This window comes from Nonomuraea guangzhouensis (assembly GCF_019396345.1).
Classification (GTDB): Bacteria; Actinomycetota; Actinomycetes; order Streptosporangiales; family Streptosporangiaceae; genus Nonomuraea; species Nonomuraea guangzhouensis.
In genome coordinates this window covers 123,074-139,012 of the sequence record NZ_JAHKRM010000029.1, presented here as the reverse complement: position 1 = coordinate 139,012, position 15,939 = coordinate 123,074, and the positions used below count along the sequence as shown (strand labels likewise).

The window sequence follows — 15,939 nt, the reverse complement described above, 5'->3', positions numbered from 1 at the left end:
CCAATAATTCGACCCCTATCAGTGATTGCCCGTCTCTCCATCAACTTCAATTTCTCAATATGGCGTAGTAGGCCGTTGACCTGAGAGAGTGGTCGGTGCGAACCGCACCGACCGTCCGAGTCGACGCGCCTCACTGGCCTGCCGAGGTTCTGAAGGAGAGACGTTGAACGAGACGGCCGAAGCGCAGAGAGCCGCGCCAGGACGCGGTTTACCGCCCGGGAGAATACTCCCTGTCGTGCTCGCCACCGCGCTGGTCGTATGTCTGGTGGTCACGGGGTCGGTGGTGTGGCGTGAGCACGAGAGGGCGTCGGCGCAGGAGCGTGTCGCGGTGGCTCACAGGCTCGCGCTGCATGCCGCGGAACTCCGCGATGACGACCCGGTCAGAGCACGGGATCTCGGATTGGCCGCGGTCAAAATCCACGCGGATGAGCAGACCCGGGCAGGGTTGATCGACACTCTCGTTATGGGGAGTCGCACGGACGTCTACTCGCTCGCCCCTAGCGGCGTCGATTGGGTGGCTCTCAGCGGCGACGGGCGGATCGCTCTCACCGGGGACACCGATGGGGTGGGCGTGTGGGACCTCAGGACCTGGCTTGATCCCGAGGTCGCATTCACCGACAAAGCCGATCGGCTCGCCGTCCTCAAGGGAAACAAGAAAGGCGTCAGCACACTGGTGTTGTCATTCGACGGCCGCACCGCGTTGATCGGCGGCGAGGATGGCAGCACGATCGTGTGGAATCTGACGGATCCGGCACATCCAGCCCGGCTCGCCACTCTGCCGGGCGAGCCGGAAGACGATTTCGCGAACAGCGTGCAGGATCTGGCATTGACCCGTGACGCGCGCATCGCCATGACGGCCGATTTCAGCGGCAATATCATGGTGTGGGACCTGGCCAGCCCCTCTCGTCCGGTGCGCCTGTCGATCACCAAAGCCCACGGTTCTTACGTACAAGATGTGACACTGAGCGCGGATGGCCGGACCGCCGTCACCGCCGGCGAGGACCGTTCGGCGATCGTCTGGGACCTGGCTGATCCCGCGCGGCCGGTCAAACGGGCCGATCTAGCGCTTCCTGCCGACTACGCCGAGGCGACGGCCATGAGCGCGGACGGGCGTACGATCGTCGTGGCGAACTCGCAACGGGCCGATGTCTGGAGACTCGACGACCGGACGCATCCGACTCACACCGCCACGCTGGACCTGCCCCCGACGGACATGTACGACGTGGCCTTGACTCCGGACGGTAAGACCGCCCTCATGGCTGGTAGCAGTGGCACAGGTTTTCTGTGGGACCTTTCCGATCCGGCCCGCCCTGTCCGGCTGGCCAACTTGAAGGGATATACGCAGGAGATCATCAGTGTGGCGCTAAGCGCTGATGGCCGAGTCGCCCTGATGACCAGCCCCGACAGGGGGCTGTCCCTGTGGAACCTCGCCGATCTGCGGGAGATCGTCGCGGATCCAGTGGAAACCCTGTGCCGGAGCATGCCTGGCCGGCAGACCATCAGCAGAGCGGACTGGATTCGGTTCGCGGGCGGCGCGGACTGGTCCGACTATGGTGAGGACCCCGTCACGGGCAACCTTTCCATCTGCTTCATCCGCTGAGTTTCGGGCGGTGGTCGCGGATGGGCCGACGGATTAATCAGCTCATAACATGTGTGCATGCTGATCGAGGAGCGGACTCTTGCCGATGCCGACCTGACCGGGTTGCTCGATGCGGCGTTCGCCGAGCTGGTGCGCCGCTACGGAGCCGAGGGTCGGTCTGTCGTCAAGGCGGGAGCTCGCTATCTCGTCGCCTATGTCGGCGCCTGTGCTGCCGGGTGTGGCGCCATTCAGCCGGCGGGCGCGGACATGGGTGAGCTCAAGCGCATGTACGTCGCGCCCGAATTCCGCGGGCGGGGAATCGCCCGCATGCTCCTGGCGGCGCTGGAGGACCTGGCCCGGGATATGGGATACCAGACCGTGCGCTTGGCGACGGGCGTCAAGCAGCCCGAGGCGATCGCTCTGTACGAAGACAGCGGATACGTGCGTGGCGAGCGCTACGGGATGTACACGAATCAGCCGCTGACCCGCTGCTACGAGAAGACACTGAGCCCGGACCCCGCGCGGGCCCTACCAGCGGACCGCCGTGAAGTCGATCGGCCTCGGCCGTAGGAGTCGTGTGCGTTCTGCCAGCGCTCGCAGCCGCCGGGACATCTCGTCGGCGGCCAGGCGGCGGCGGTCACCGTGGCCTGGCAGGATCCATTGGAATCGCAGCCGTCCGGCCGTCCTGGTCAGGGACGCGGCCAATTCCTCGATGGAGTACCAGGTCACACTATCCGCGACTTCCAGATCGCCGGAGGTGCGTGACCAGTAGAAGCTGTCGCCGCTGAAGCAGTAACGGTCATCCGCGAGGTAGAGCACGCTGCCAGGGGTGTGGCCGGGCAGTGGATGGGCGGTGACGCCCTCACCGATCTCCAGAGGCTCCAGGCCACGGATCACGCGGTCGGCATTCGGTGCCGCGTCGAGGTCGCCCTCGTGGATCCACAGGTGGGCGCCGAAATGGTCCGCGTAGCGGCGGCCGTGTGCGGCGTGGTCTCGATGTGTGAGCAGCACATCGGTGACCTGGCCCGATGCCGCGTATCGCGTGGCGAGCTCACGGCTCCAGCGCGGTGTGTCGATCATCATTGCCGTGCCGGAAGGCCGTAGCAGCAGGTAGGAGTTGGCTCCGGCGGTGTGCCGGGAGTTGTGTCCACACAGCAGTACGTCGTCGTCCAAGGCCATCGGAAAGGGGTCGAGCGCCTGGTCCGGCGGCCCGGACGCCGGGCGGATCGAGCGTGTGGGGCAGGCGAAGGCGGCCGCGTGGAGGCTCCGTACCTCCGCCTCGTCGTTGGGCGGGCGCAGGATCCGCGACCTTCCGTCTACCTCGCCGATCAGGTCGGGCGCGAGTTGTCGGGCGGCATCGCAGTTCATGCAGCGGTCGTCCACGTACCAGTCGTCCATGGCAGGACTCCTTCCAAAGGGGACGACCCGGACTCGGGCCGTCATCAAACGCCTCCGTCTCGTGGAAGCGATTCATCGAACAGGATAGCTGCACGGATAAGTATCTTAGCCACGAAGATAAATGGAAGTCTGTCGGAAACGCGATATTAAGTGGCAGATTACGCAGTTCACGCCGTCCGATCGCCGTGCCATCGTCGACTACATGCCGATGAACCGCGCGCACCAGCGCCTCTGCCGGTCCGAGGAGTGGGCCCGAGGCGTGCACGAGTGGCTGATCCCGTGGGCACTGCACGGCCTGGACCTTGGCGATGATGTGCTCGAGATCGGCCCGGGGTACGGGCCGACCACCCGGGCGCTGGTCGGCCTCGTTCCGAACCTCACGGCCCTCGAGCTCGATCCGCGGCTCGCCGAGGATCTGGAGCACACGCTGGGCGACCGGGCGACCATCGTTCACGGTGACGGCTCGGCGATGCCGTTCGCTGATGGCTCCTTCAGCGCCGTCGTGTGCTTCACGATGCTGCACCACATCCCGTCCGCCGAGCTGCAGGACCGGCTCCTCGCCGAGGCCTGCCGGGTCCTGCGGCCCGGGGGCGTCTTCGCGGGCAGCGACAGCGGGATGTCCCTTCGGTTCCGGCTGCTTCATCTGGGCGACACCATGGTGGTGGTCGATCCGGACACGTTCGCCGGACGCCTGAGCAGGGCCGGTTTCGCCGATGTACGGATCGAGCGGGCGGCCGAGCCGAGGAGATCATTTCGCTTCGCCGCCCGCAAAGCCGCATGAGACCGCACTGATCTTCGAACTGAACAGCACCGTCGGCTCGATCCGCTGGTGGGGGCGTGGAAAGCCACCAAGTACAACTGGATCCTCGGCAAGAACGGCCGGCCGGTCGTGTCCCGCGACTTCACGGTCCAGACCCGCTGGATCACGAAGACGGGCGGCCGGTTCATGGAGGAGAAGACCGAGGGGACGCTGGGCGGCCGGCCGTACTATCGGCTGGGGATCATGGGCTACTCGAACGTCGACCGGCGTTTCGAGTGGACCACTTTCGACAGCGTCACGCCGACGAGCATGACCTATCGCGGCGAGCGGGATGTCAGTGGTTCCGCCACGATCTCCATCCCCGGGGTGCTCGGCCCCGAGTTCGCCGGGAAGCGCATCCCGATGCGCACCGTGATCAAGATCGAATCGAAGCACCGGCATATCTTCGACCTGTACTTCACGCCGCCCGGGCAGCGGGAGCGGCTGGTGGACCGCGTCGTCTACACCCGGAAGGCCGCGGGGTCAGCGACGGCATCAACCGGTGAACCGGGTACGCCGTAGTACAGGCGGCACGATCATCGGGAGACCACGATGGTGACCAACGCGACACCGATAGGCGGCCCGACGGCATGGACCAGGTCCACCCTGCGCGAACAAGACTGGCTGCACCACATCTCCCAACCGCTACCGGAGTTGGGCATCCCGGCGCTGACGCTGCTGGCCAAGAAGGCCAAGGCCGCCCTCGAAGAAAGCCCCGGTCTGATGGTCATCCGGGGGTGGCCGGTCGAGGGGCGGTCCGAGGAGCAGATCGATCTGTTGTGCTACACGTTCGGCTCGCTCATCGGCGCGCCACGCGCCCAGAAGACCGGCCTGGTGACCACCGGCGCGAATCAGCCGCGCAGAGGCATGGACGACCGGGGGCTCGCCTTCCACACCGACCGGGGCGGCCCGCCCGGCCCGCCGCATCTGGTCGGGCTGCTCTGCCTTCGCGCGGCCGTGCGCGGCGGAGAGTCGCTGATGGTGAGCGGCCACGCCGTACATGACCGGCTTCTGGAGGAGTGTCCCGACCTGCTGCCTGAGCTCTACGAGGATTTCCACTTCGGCGCGGGCACGGTCACCGACTTCGACCGCGTCTATCCGGTCTTCACGCGGTACGCGGGCCGGGTTCGGGTCCAGTACAACCGCCACTGGATCGAACGCGGGCAGGAAGCCGCCGGGAAACCACTGGCGCCGAGCGCCGTGGCCGCCCTGGACGCGTTCGACGAGATCCTCACCGATCCGGACCTGGTGCTGCGCTTCTCGCTACGGCCGGGCGATCTTCTGCTCGTCAACAATGATGTGGTCCTGCACGGCCGTACCGCGTTCACCGAAGACCCGCGCGCCCGCCGCCGCCTCGCCCGGATCTGGCTGGACTGACGCGCGCCGGTCATGAGCCGGCTTTGTCGTAGATCCCAACCGTCCAGGTGCTGCCCCGCTGAGGGCCGAGCTCGGCCGCCAGCCGTTCCGGCATCTTGGGGACCGCCTCGCGATCCCACGGTCGATCGCATCTCCCCTCCCGCCGGTCGGCAAGGGTGCAACTGGGCGAGCCCATGATCGGCGCGTCGGCGGGGAAGACCCAGATCTCCAGGGTCTGCGGTGCCCGCAGCCAGTCCGGTGTCACGGACTTCTCGTCGTTCTGGATGTCGAGGCCACTCCCCCGTACGCCACATCGGCCGAAAACACTCCATGGGGTCGTCACAGACCGCACCAGCAGCCACACGTTCGGATCGGCGCACTTGATCGCGAAGCCGGTGTAGACGCTGGTCGGCTGGAACGTGACCCGCACCCTCTCCCCCACGGCCTGGTAGGTCCGGCCGAAGAGCAACGACAGCGGCCCCTGCGGGCTCGTCACGGTCTGCGGAAGTCCGGCCCCTGTCAGGACGTGCGCTGTGGAACCCGCGGTCGGCGCGCCGAGCGACGGCACCATGACACCGGCGAAGGCCACGACCGCCGCGGCGGCCCCCGCCAGCGTCGCTCCCGCCGTCACCCACCTGCGCTGCCGCGTCCTGGCTCCCCGCCGCTTGATCTCGCTCACCACGGGCGCCCGCCCGTCCTCGCGGGCGCTGTGCTCGGCGAACATCACCCGCAGATCGTCCTCGGTGTACTGGGTCATGGGAGCGCCTCCATCTTCAACTCGTGCAGTGCGGGATCCACGCGAAGCCGCGCCAGCGCCCTGCTGAGCTGCTTCTTCACGCTGCCGACCGAGCAGCCGAGCGCGTCGGCCACCTGCTGCGGGGTCAGATCGTCGAAATAACGCAGGACCAGGACCGCGCGTTGCCGGGGCGGCAGGTCGCCGACCGCCATCCAGAGGGCCGAGCGTTCCGCGACACTCGTCTCGAAGCCCGGCTCGATCGGGCCCTCGGGCAGCACTTCGGTCGGCACCTCGTTCCGCCAGCGCCGCCGCCACCACGAGGCGTGCGTGTTGACGAGGATCCGGTACACGTACCGGTCGGGATCGGCCTCGATCCTGCGCCACACCGCCCACGCCTTGACCAGCGCGGTCTGCACCAGGTCCTCGGCCGTCGCCCAGTCCCTGGTCAGCAGGTACGCCGTACGGCACAACCGCTCATGTCGTTGCCCGACATAATCGGCGAACCCATCCGCCATCGTGTCCTCCAGCTCCATACCGCCTCACGGTGTACTACCGGTTGGAGGGGCGCTCCGGGTGACAAGACACGTTGACCGGACTACGGGGGCTCGACACGCGCGTGTCGTGGGTTGTTCGGCATCCACCGCAGCGCGTCCTTGTCCCGGCCGGCTTTGAGGGACAAGCCGGAAAGCAGCCCGCCATTGTGCGCATGAACTTCTTTTCTGGCGGGAATCGTCTTCAGCTTGTCGAGAAGAAACGACGAGTGAATATCTCTGCGCTCAGGGTCTGCCCTGATGTGCGGGTGCGACCCCGGCCCTAGCGTGATGTTCACCGGAGGCTGAGCTTTCGGTAACACCGCGCGCAGCCATCAGCATCGCGGTGCGAGCGGATCCAGGCTGAGTCATTCACGGGGAACAGCGCTGTCTCACTCCGGGCAGTTCATGACGCCATGTGTGACCTCGGAATTCTCGGCCGGAATCACGGAAAGAGTCGCAGAGAATAAGGAGAAATGCTATGCAGCCAAGGCGTGTGCGTGGTCTTCGAAAGACCGCGCTCTTATTTGCCACCCTGGTCGCCACCCTTGCGGGTGCCGGTCTCGCCGGCCCGGTGCCCGGTGCGATGGCGGCCGCGCTATCTAACGGCGGCGACGACGTCCAGCCGCTGTTCGATTGCGGTAGTTACGACGCCAACCAGCAACTCACCCGCGAGCAGATCCGGCAGCGGGCCCAGTCGTGGGTGGACGCATCGGTCCCCTACAGCCAGTCGAGTTGCTACTCCAACCAGTACGGCAGTTACCGGCAGGACTGCTCGGGATTCGTCTCGATGGCCTGGGGCCTGACCAATTCGCGCACCACCCGCGACTTCGACCCGGTATCCCACGCGATCGCCAGGGCCGACCTGCTGCCCGGGGATGCGCTGATCAAGCCGGACGTTCACATGGCACTCTTCGTGGGCTGGGCGGACGCCGCGCACACCCAGCCCATCGTGCAGGAGGAGACCGAGCCCGGTTCCTGGGCGAAGCAGGACACCTGGAGCGCGTCATACGCCTCCGGATTCACCCCCATCCGGTATGACAACGTCATCGAGTCGAGCCGCTACCAGAATCTGGGCGTCTACCGGACATCGGAAAGCAAGTTCATCATCCGCGCCGCCAACGGCAGCATCCTCACCCAGGTTCCCTTCGGCGACACCACCAAGGGCGACATCCCTGTCGTCGGGCATTTCGAAAACAGCGCCTACGACAACCTCGCCGTCTACCGCGCATCGGAAAGTAAGTTCATCATCCGCGCCGCCAACGGCAGCATCCTCACCCAGGTTCCCTTCGGCGACACCACCAAGGGCGACGTCCCCGTCGTCGGACATTTCGAAAACAGCGCCTACGACAACCTGGCCGTCTACCGGAAGTCCACGGGCACCTTCATCATTCGCGCCGCAAATGGCAGCGTCCTGACCCAAGTCCCCTTCGGCGACACCGGCAAGGGTGACATCCCCGTCGTCGGACATTTCGAAAACAGCGCCTACGACAACCTCGCCGTCTACCGCGCATCGGAGAACAAGTTCATCATCCGCGCCGCCAACGGCAGCATCCTCACCCAGGTTCCCTTCGGCGACACCACCAAGGGCGACATCCCCGTCGTCGGACATTTCGAAAACAGCGCCTACGACAACCTCGCCGTCTACCGGAAGTCGGAGAACAAGTTCATCATCCGCGCCGCCAACGGCAGCATCCTCACCCAGGTCGCCTTCGGCGACACCACCAAGGGCGACATCCCCATCGTCGGCTACTTCCAGTAGACATAAGTAACGGGTGAAGTGCTCCCAAGTGGGGGCACTTCACCTTTTTACGGCTGTCGTGGCAGGTGCCCGGGGCTCGGTTTGCGCCAGGGTCTCCACATGCTCGTCCTCAGCGCCGGTCAACGGTCGGGTGTGGGCTGGCTTGCAGATAGGCCAGTACGGCCAGCACCCGTCGATGGTCGGTGAGGCTCGGCTCCAGGTGGAGCTTGGCGAAGATGTTGCGTACATACGTCTCAACCGTCTTGGCGCCAACGCCCAGGCACTGAATGATCGCCTCGTTGGAACGTCCCTGGGCCATCAGCGCGAGCACCTGCTGTTCTCGCACGGTGAGCTCGTTCAGCGGGCCCGCCGCTTGCCGCGGGCTCCGCCGACGCAGCCGTGCGGCGGCGACGCCTCTGGCGTCCAGGTGGGAGAGATCCTCGTCGAGGACGGTCGTCCCCAGATCCGCCGCGTGGGTTCGGCCTGATGGCGCGGCCCATGGGCGGGAGCTCGGCGTCCGCGCGGTGCGGTCGTCGGCGGGGACAGCCCGGTTCGGTGCGTGGTCGATCGGATAGACCAGGACCGGGGCGAGGCTGGGATCCCTCAGACAGATAGGGGTACGCCAGCAGAAGAATGACGGCACGAGCAGGAGGCCGCGCCCGTCCAGATGCAGGTCCCGGTCGTGCCGGCCGTAAGGAAAGGTGAGTACGGGCTGTTCCCACCGGATCGCGGGGTGGAGCGTGCTCAGCAGCCGGCCCAGGCCGTGATCCAGCAACGTGCCCGCACGGAACGCCCGATCGGCCCCGACACGGTGAGAGATCTCCCGCCAGTAAGGCGTGAGGGCGCTGGCGTGGTACTGCCGCAGCGCTTCTCCGAGCCGCTGGATGGCCGCACGCCCGCCGTCGGCGAGGCAACACAGCCAGGGAGTGGACCGCCGTTCGGCCATCAGATGGACGATGTCGTCGCGGAGCCGTTCACGGGGCGTGGATAAGACGGCGTCGATGCCTAGGCGAAACTCCGGGTTGCCGGCGGTCTCCGCGGGAGTGAGAAAGTCCGCGGAATAGCCCTGCGCGGGCGCCAGCTCATACAGCAGGGCCGCGCTGGCGGGGAGGTGGCCTTGTACGTCGGCCCTCCATCGCCCGAACGCCCCGGGTGTGGCCCGTTCTTGCAGAAGATGCAGGCTCAGCAGCGTTTCCCACATCGGGTCCGGGCCGTCGGCGATTCGGGTTCGGGCGAGGTCCTCGGCTGAGAAGTGGATACGCAGCATCGAAAATCCCCCGTCATGCGCGTTGACAAGCCTGATGAAGATCCCTGGTGCACCGTTCCTCTGCGGGGTTCCCACGGCCTCTGGCCCGCCTGTTTCGCGCGATCGGCGCCCGTGGGGAGGGAGCCAGGAGTGGGCGGTAACCCACAGGTGCGACCGGTGCCAGTTCTGTGAATTCTTCCCGAATGAACCTCCACAAATGGTAATCCTGCCCATCGCCGGGCCGTCCGTCAATGCCCGTAAAAGGCGACCGTCAACCAAGGGTCGCGGGGCGCCACGCACTGCGGAGAATGCCGGTTTGTGGTGGGGGCGGAGCGGGCCGACGTCTCGTACAAGCTCGTGACGAAAGCGGGGGACGGACACCTGTCCGTCCCCCGCCCAACTTCCGGATCAGCCCAGACCACGACAATCGCCGGTGGGGCGGACCGTGCCGTCAGTTGTCCCAGTTGTCCCAGCTGACCTCTTCCGGAGAGACGGGAAACAGCCGGATCTTGTTCCGCGCGAAGGCGTACTGGTCGAAGACGGCCTCGCTCGTGATCCAGCGGAAGCGCCCTATCCGATCGTCATAGAGGTACACCCTGGGTGAGGTGGGATCCCTGATCAGAAAAGCGTCGCTCCACAGGTGGGAACCCCCGAAGCAGCTCGATACGGTATCGCGGGGCCACACGGTGAGGCCGTCCCAGGTGTTCCACAGTTGGAAGTAGATCGTTTCGTTCGGGATGGCGTACGCCACGTCGTCCGGCCCCGCGAGGTACACCCGGTTGGACCCGCTCATCTGGAACCGCTTTCCGTGCGCCGGACAGGAGGCCGCTCTGGACTCCGCGGCGTTGGAGACCCCAGCTGTTCCCAGCGACAGGGTCAACCCCAGGGTGAGAGCCAAGCCGATACGGCCGAGCATGCGATTCTTGAACACTGATCCTCCTCTTGCTTCTGTTTCTTGTGTCAGCAGGACAGGGGTTGGATGCGCGGCGGAGTGGTGATTCTGAGAGGTTCGAGGCGGATGGCCGCGCCGGTCTGGTTGGGCGCGCCATTGGGTGTCCATTGGTCGATCCATTGGGTTATGGTGCCGTCGAGCCAGCTCAGGCTGCGGGGTTGACCGGAGCAGCTGCGGTCGGAGATGTTGCCGCCAGCGTGCCAAGGCCCGAGCATTCCGTTGGTGGAATATATATAGCTGGTGCCGATTCCCGAGCAGTATCCGCAGTTGGGATCGGAATAGGTCAGGTACAGGTAGGCGCCGGCCCGGAACACCGCGGGCGATTCCACATTGATCAGCCCGCCTACGTTCGTCGCCCCGCCTCCGATGCCGTTGGTCCACCACTGGTCCAACGGCTCGACGTTGAATGACTGGTTGATCGTGGTGCACACGATATAGGCGGTGCCACCGTCGTTGACGATGGAGAAATCTCCGTTGTCGTGACAGGTGTACAGATTTGGTTTGTGCGTGGTGCCACCGGCGTATTGGTCACCGCACGGTCCGGCCGGGCTCAGGCAGCCCATCGCGTAATAGGCGTTGGCACCGGTGCGGCGGAAATCGTCCGGCGCGTTGAACCACAAGATCCATACGCCGTCGCTCGCGCGTTGCACCATGCGGGCGTTGAAACAGCCGCCGCCGTGGATGCCGCAGGTGGTCTGCCAACTCTCCGCGCGCCAACTGTTGCGGCCGTACGGGTCGAACAGGTTCCGTACAAAGGTCCAGCGAGTCCTGTCGGTCGACTGCCACACCCCGAATCCGCAGAACGGCGTGCCGGGGGTGCCCCAATTGAACCCGCACCCGTACCTGGTTCCATACAGATAGTACGTGGAACCCACCTGAGTGATCATGCCATCATGAGCATCCAGCCCGGCAATGGTCTGACCGGAAGCGGCCGGGACAGCCGCCGGGACAGCCGCCGTGGCCGGGGCCGCACCGAACAGGGCCAGGACGAGCGATGCCGCGGCGAACACACCACCCAGCAGACGGAGGACGTGTTCACGGCCTGTCTTTCCGCTTCCCGCGCCGGTCGAGATGGTTTCAGTCACTTGGTCTCCTCTCTTTGATTCCTTGCGTGAATTTCCTGTTGCCACTCGTGCCGGTGCATGCGACAGCTATGGCCGTCTTTTCAGCCGGCCGAACAGAGCAGTCAACCGATTCTTCTGCCGGCCCAGGGATTTCCGGGATGCCAGCGTGGCACGCGAATGAAATGTCCCCCCGCCTCGATTGCACATAGAAATCGAACTCGGCGAGCGCCACTTTATGACCAGCATTTCACCCGCACATCAGGGCAGACCCTGAGTGGGACTGCGGTCCCGGCCGTGTGGTTGACGCAGCGTCTCCATGCGGGCACGATTGCCGCCTATGGAGCACGAGGCGGGAAAAGTTCACAGGCTGGCAGGAGGGATCACAGCGCGTGTGCGCGGGCTGCTGCCCGCCCTCACTCCGGCCGAGCGGGCACTCGGCGAGGTGGTGCTCGCCGATCCCTCCGGTGTCGCCGCTTCCACCATCACCGACCTCGCCGCTCGCAGCGGCACCTCTCGTACCACCGTCACCCGCTTCTGTCAGGCCCTCGACCTCTCGGGTTACGCCGAGCTACGGCTCGCGCTCGCCGCCGAGAGCGGCCGCGCCGAGGCCCGACCCGGCTGGACCCGGGACGTGGGCGACGGCGTCGCGCCTGACGCCCCGCTGGAGGCCGTACTGGACTGGGTGGCCAAGGCCAACGCCCAGGTCATCGAGGAGACCGCCGCCCAGCTCGACGTGGCCGCCCTCACCGCCGCGGTGGATGCCATGGCCGGCGCTCGCCGCATCGACCTGTACGCGGTCAGTGGCAGCCGTTCCGTCGCCATGGACCTGCACCTGCGGTTGCACCGCATCGGGTTGTCCTGCTTTCTGTGGACCGACGTCCACGAGGCTCTGCCCAGCGCCGCCCTGCTGCGGAAGGGCGATGTCGCCCTCGGCATCTCCCACTCTGGGGAGACCAAGGAAGTCGTCGAACCGGTCATCCAGGCCCGTGGCAACGGCGCCACCACTATCGCCGTCACCAATTTCCCCCGCTCCAGCCTCGCCAAGGCCGCCGATCTGACCCTGGTCACCAGCGCCCGGGAGATCGCCTATCGTCCCGGCGACATGGCCGCCCGCCACGCCCAGATGATCGTGCTCGACTGTCTCTACATCGGTATCACCCAGCGTGACCACGTTCGCACCGAGCAGGCTCTTGAGGCCACCCGCGCAGCCGTCGCCCCCCACCGTTACCGGCCGGGCCCCGGCGCCTGACCCCACGCCGGCCGACGCCCTGAAGAGATCCGCCGCGGTCTTGAGCTCACGGGGCTGGCGGAGCGGTTCGGCGCGCACGTGTTCAGTGCCGAGGATGTGGCGCGGGGGAAGCCCACCGATGCCGCCGTGCTGCCGTCTCTGATCGCGTAGCTCCCCGTTTCAGGCGAAAGGCGATCTTCCCGTACGGCAAGCATGGGCCGGCCCCACCCGCCGCACATGGCTGAGGGCCTCCAGGAATACGCCCGCTGAACCCGCACGGGGCGGGCCGCCGACACGTGCGCCTCCTGAAACCAGCCCGGCACGAGAGCGGGGGCAAGGCACAGACCTCAGATCATGCCCACTCGGCGTCGGCGGCGCTGGGCGGAACCGGTCCGGCGATGACCGCGTTGGGCAGGAGCAGTGCCCCGAGTGCCAGCCCGATCAGCCCGGCGATGACCGGCGCGCCGGTCCACAGCTCGGGCACGGTGGGCAGGCCGCCGCCCACGGCCGAGGCGACCCCGATGTACAGCGACCACGTGGCGAAGGCCGACAGTCCGGCGAAGGCCCAGTAGGCGGTGCGCCGCTCACCCGACGGCCGCAGCCGGCGGATCAGCAGGTCGCTCACGAACCCGGCGGCCACGAACGACAACAGGATCGGCACGTTGCGGAACCCCGTCTGGGCAGCCGGCATGAGCACCATGATCGCGTACATGACGGTCACCGAGCCGAACGGCAGCAGCCAGCGGCGCACCAGGAACAGCACGGGGCTGAGCAGGATGACGTTGGTGACGACCATCGCGGCGGCCAGCCGCTCGGCGCCTGGGCCCACCGGTACGGGACCGGCGCCCCCCGGCCCGGCGCTCTGCGGCCCGGCGCCCGAGTCCTGGAGCATGGAGAACGCCTGCACGATGCCCGCGGGACGGAACATCATGGCGTCGCCGTACGACAGGAACAGCGACACCAGCGTGGTGGCGAACGCGAGCCCGATCAGCGCGGGCAGCAGGCGGCCGAGCGACGGCCGGGCGCCGATGTCGGGGGCGTTCCACGCCGAGCGCAGTGGTGTGGTGATGATGAGCATCATCGTCACGACGAGGCCGAGGTGTGACGGGCTGAAAAAGATGTTGATGGTCGTCTCGATGCCGAGGATGGTGTGCCACATCATGTCGGCCAGCCCGAAGGCGGCGAACGCGGGAATCGCCACCAGCCCGGCGAGATAACCGGTGGGGACGGCCGCCAGCCCCTGCCGCCCGGCGCGCACGTTGCGCCAGACCTGCCAGCTGATCCAGCCGGAGACCACGGCGAAACCGGAATAGAACACCGCGTGCCATGGAGTGAAGAACGTCTCCAGCTCCGCCAGGTTGCCGTGCGCCCAGGCGTCGATCATCAGCCCGACCCCGAACCAGATGCCGAGCAGCGCCATCACCAGGTCTGCCCTGGGTGACACCCATCCACGGGGCTCCCCCGTGTCCACCATGAATCGCCGAATGCCGGCGGCGTCAGATGCCACGTCATGCTCCCTTCATTGAGACGCCGGTGGGCCGGGCGCCTGTCGGCGAACGCTCATGAGGCGGTTGAGGTCTCCGCGGGTCCTGCCGTCGCTGAGGTCGTCAAGGCGATACAGCGGACGTCGCCTACCCTCTAACGGTTAGGCAATAGATAGCGGTTAGCTGTCAGGAGTGTCAAACGCCGTGCGCCTCGCGATAGCCCGGGGCAGGCGAGTTCTCTGAGACAGAGGAAGACAGCTCTTACCGGTGGGATAGTTCGAAAGCGCGTTCGAGTATGGAAGCCTCTCCCTACCGGGCACACGGGGGCCCGCAACGCGAGGAGACTTTGTCATGCCCGTCCCGACGTCCTTACGCGCGATCGCGCTCACCCTGGTGACCGCCACCGCGCTCGTCCTGCCCGCCTTACCCGCGCAGACCGCGGCGGCGACGGCGCAGCCCAACGTGGTGGTCAGGTGGAACACCGCGCTGCTGGCGACGGTGCGCACCGGCACGCTGGGGCCGCCGCTGGTGGCCAGGGCGCTGGCCACCGTGCACACCTGCGCCTATGACGCGTGGGCCGCCTACGACCCGGTCGCCGTCGGCACCCGGCTGGGCGGGTCGCTGCGGCGGCCCGCGGCCGAGCGCACTGAGGCCAACCGCGCGCAGGCGATCAGCTACGCGGCCCATCAGGCGGCCGTCGATCTCTATCCGGCGCAGCGGGCCGGGTTCGACGCGCTGATGACCGAGCTGGGCTACGACCCGGCCGACCAGTCCAGCCAGCCGGCCCAGACCGGTCTGGCCGCCTGCACGGCGGTGCTCGACTACCGGCACGCCGACGGCGCCAACCAGCTCGGCGGCTACGCCGACACCACCGGTTACGCGCCGGTCAACGCCCCGATGGTGGTCGCCGACCCGCTGACCACGGTCAACGATCCGAGCCGGTGGCAGCCGCTGACGTACCGCAACAAGGCGGGGGTAGTGGTGACGCCGCCGTTCCTGGCGCCGCACTGGGGCGGGGTCGCCTCCTTCAGCGGTCGCGCGCGTGACCTGGCCAGTGGCGTGCCCGCGCCCGCGACGTACGGCACGGCCGCCTACCGTACGCAGGCCGCCGAGATCGTGGCGGGCACCGCCGCGCTGACCGACCGCCAGAAGGCGATCGCGGAATACTGGGCCGACGGCCCGAGCAGCGAGACGCCGCCGGGGCACTGGTGCCTGTTCGCCCAGCAGATCTCCCTGCGTGACGGGCACAGCCTCGACCAGGACGTGAAGATGTTCTTCGCGCTGGCCAACTCGGTGCAGGACGCCGGGATCGCCTCGTGGGAGGTCAAGCGGCACTACGACTCGGTACGCCCGATCACCGCGGTCCGCTTCCTGTACCAGGGGCAGCAGATCGCGACCTGGGGCGGCCGGGTGATCGACGGCGCGACGTGGGTGCCCTACCAGGTGCCGACGTTCCCGACGCCGCCGTTCGCCGAGTACGTCTCCGGCCACAGCACGTTCAGCTCGGCCGCGGCCGAGGTGCTGCGGCGCTTCACCGGCGGTGACACCTTCGGCGGCTCGACGGTGATCGCTAAGGGCTCGTCGCAGGTGGAGCCGGGTGTGACCCCCGCGAACGACGTGACGCTGCGCTGGCGTACCTTCACCGACGCCGCCGACGAGGCGGGCATGTCGCGCAGGTACGGCGGCATCCACTTCCGCGCCGGCGACCTGCAGGGCCGCTCACTCGGCCGGGCGGTCGGCAGCGCGGCGTGGCAGCGAGCCACGGACTACTGGTCGGGCCGCGGCTGAAGCCGGGCAATCAGCCGCGCCACGGCCTACCGGTCGGG

14 protein-coding genes and 1 pseudogene are annotated in these 15,939 nt (G+C 67.2%); 8 read left to right on the top strand and 7 right to left on the bottom strand.

What is annotated here, in order from left to right; all coding sequences use genetic code 11:
- The first annotated feature begins 235 nt into the window (after positions 1-235).
- Positions 236-1,600: a WD40 repeat domain-containing protein gene (locus tag KME78_RS46280; RefSeq protein WP_219536322.1), complete on the top strand. Its 1,365-nt coding sequence runs from the start codon at positions 236-238 to the stop codon at positions 1,598-1,600.
- Positions 1,601-1,657: 57 nt separating this feature from the next.
- Positions 1,658-2,149 carry a GNAT family N-acetyltransferase gene (locus KME78_RS46275; protein ID WP_219536321.1) on the top strand — a complete coding sequence of 164 codons (492 nt, stop codon included), beginning with the start codon at positions 1,658-1,660 and terminating at the stop codon, positions 2,147-2,149.
- Here the strand turns inward: KME78_RS46275 and KME78_RS46270 are convergent.
- The gene (locus KME78_RS46270) at positions 2,108-2,977 is read right to left on the bottom strand and encodes a 4Fe-4S domain-containing protein (protein ID WP_219536320.1); all 870 of its coding nucleotides are present in this window, start codon (positions 2,975-2,977) and stop codon (positions 2,108-2,110) included. The genes KME78_RS46275 and KME78_RS46270 overlap by 42 nt on opposite strands.
- Before the next feature lie 202 nt (positions 2,978-3,179).
- Here KME78_RS46270 and KME78_RS46265 point away from each other — a divergent pair, with 202 nt between their 5' ends.
- The 3 genes and pseudogenes from KME78_RS46265 (at position 3,180) to KME78_RS46255 (ending at position 5,153) form a co-directional block, all read left to right on the top strand.
- Positions 3,180-3,758: a class I SAM-dependent methyltransferase gene (locus tag KME78_RS46265; RefSeq protein ID WP_219536319.1), complete on the top strand. Its 579-nt coding sequence runs from the start codon at positions 3,180-3,182 to the stop codon at positions 3,756-3,758.
- A gap of 30 nt (positions 3,759-3,788) precedes the next feature.
- Positions 3,789-4,298: pseudogene (locus KME78_RS46260) on the top strand (DUF1579 family protein); the annotation flags it as partial.
- 30 nt (positions 4,299-4,328) lie between these two features.
- Positions 4,329-5,153: a TauD/TfdA family dioxygenase gene (locus tag KME78_RS46255; protein WP_219536317.1), complete on the top strand. Its 825-nt coding sequence runs from the start codon at positions 4,329-4,331 to the stop codon at positions 5,151-5,153.
- Between the two features lie 10 nt (positions 5,154-5,163).
- Here the strand turns inward: KME78_RS46255 and KME78_RS46250 are convergent, their stop codons facing one another.
- Together KME78_RS46250 and KME78_RS46245 are read right to left on the bottom strand one after the other, a co-directional pair.
- Positions 5,164-5,889, bottom strand: coding sequence for a hypothetical protein (locus KME78_RS46250; RefSeq protein WP_219536316.1), 726 nt, complete (start codon positions 5,887-5,889; stop codon positions 5,164-5,166).
- Positions 5,886-6,401: a SigE family RNA polymerase sigma factor gene (locus tag KME78_RS46245; RefSeq protein WP_246653393.1), complete on the bottom strand. Its 516-nt coding sequence runs from the start codon at positions 6,399-6,401 to the stop codon at positions 5,886-5,888. Before KME78_RS46245 ends, KME78_RS46250 begins: the two co-directional genes overlap by 4 nt.
- A gap of 478 nt (positions 6,402-6,879) precedes the next feature.
- Between KME78_RS46245 and KME78_RS46240 the strand changes: the two genes are divergently transcribed.
- On the top strand, positions 6,880-8,160 hold the full coding sequence (locus KME78_RS46240) for an NlpC/P60 family protein (protein ID WP_219536315.1): 1,281 nt from the start codon (positions 6,880-6,882) through the stop codon (positions 8,158-8,160).
- 109 nt (positions 8,161-8,269) lie between these two features.
- On the opposite strand, the gene KME78_RS46235 is transcribed toward KME78_RS46240, so the two are convergent.
- The 3 genes from KME78_RS46235 to KME78_RS46225 form a co-directional block, all read right to left on the bottom strand.
- The gene (locus KME78_RS46235; RefSeq protein WP_246653392.1) at positions 8,270-9,406 is read right to left on the bottom strand and encodes a LuxR C-terminal-related transcriptional regulator; all 1,137 of its coding nucleotides are present in this window, start codon (positions 9,404-9,406) and stop codon (positions 8,270-8,272) included.
- A gap of 430 nt (positions 9,407-9,836) precedes the next feature.
- The gene (locus KME78_RS46230) at positions 9,837-10,316 is read right to left on the bottom strand and encodes a hypothetical protein (RefSeq protein WP_219536314.1); all 480 of its coding nucleotides are present in this window, start codon (positions 10,314-10,316) and stop codon (positions 9,837-9,839) included.
- A 29-nt stretch (positions 10,317-10,345) separates the two neighbouring features.
- Positions 10,346-11,422 carry a family 43 glycosylhydrolase gene (locus KME78_RS46225; protein ID WP_219536313.1) on the bottom strand — a complete coding sequence of 359 codons (1,077 nt, stop codon included), beginning with the start codon at positions 11,420-11,422 and terminating at the stop codon, positions 10,346-10,348.
- A gap of 370 nt (positions 11,423-11,792) precedes the next feature.
- On the opposite strand from KME78_RS46225, the gene KME78_RS46220 reads away from it, so the two are divergent.
- Positions 11,793-12,650, top strand: coding sequence for a MurR/RpiR family transcriptional regulator (locus KME78_RS46220; RefSeq protein WP_308127387.1), 858 nt, complete (start codon positions 11,793-11,795; stop codon positions 12,648-12,650).
- A gap of 331 nt (positions 12,651-12,981) precedes the next feature.
- Here KME78_RS46220 and KME78_RS46215 read toward each other — a convergent pair whose 3' ends face one another.
- A complete protein-coding gene (locus tag KME78_RS46215) occupies positions 12,982-14,136 on the bottom strand; it encodes a hypothetical protein (protein WP_308127386.1) in 1,155 nt (384 codons plus the stop codon).
- 328 nt (positions 14,137-14,464) lie between these two features.
- On the opposite strand from KME78_RS46215, the gene KME78_RS46210 reads away from it, so the two are divergent.
- Complete coding sequence (locus tag KME78_RS46210) at positions 14,465-15,901, top strand: vanadium-dependent haloperoxidase (RefSeq protein WP_219536311.1); 1,437 nt, start codon at positions 14,465-14,467, stop codon at positions 15,899-15,901.
- Positions 15,902-15,939 lie beyond the last annotated feature (38 nt).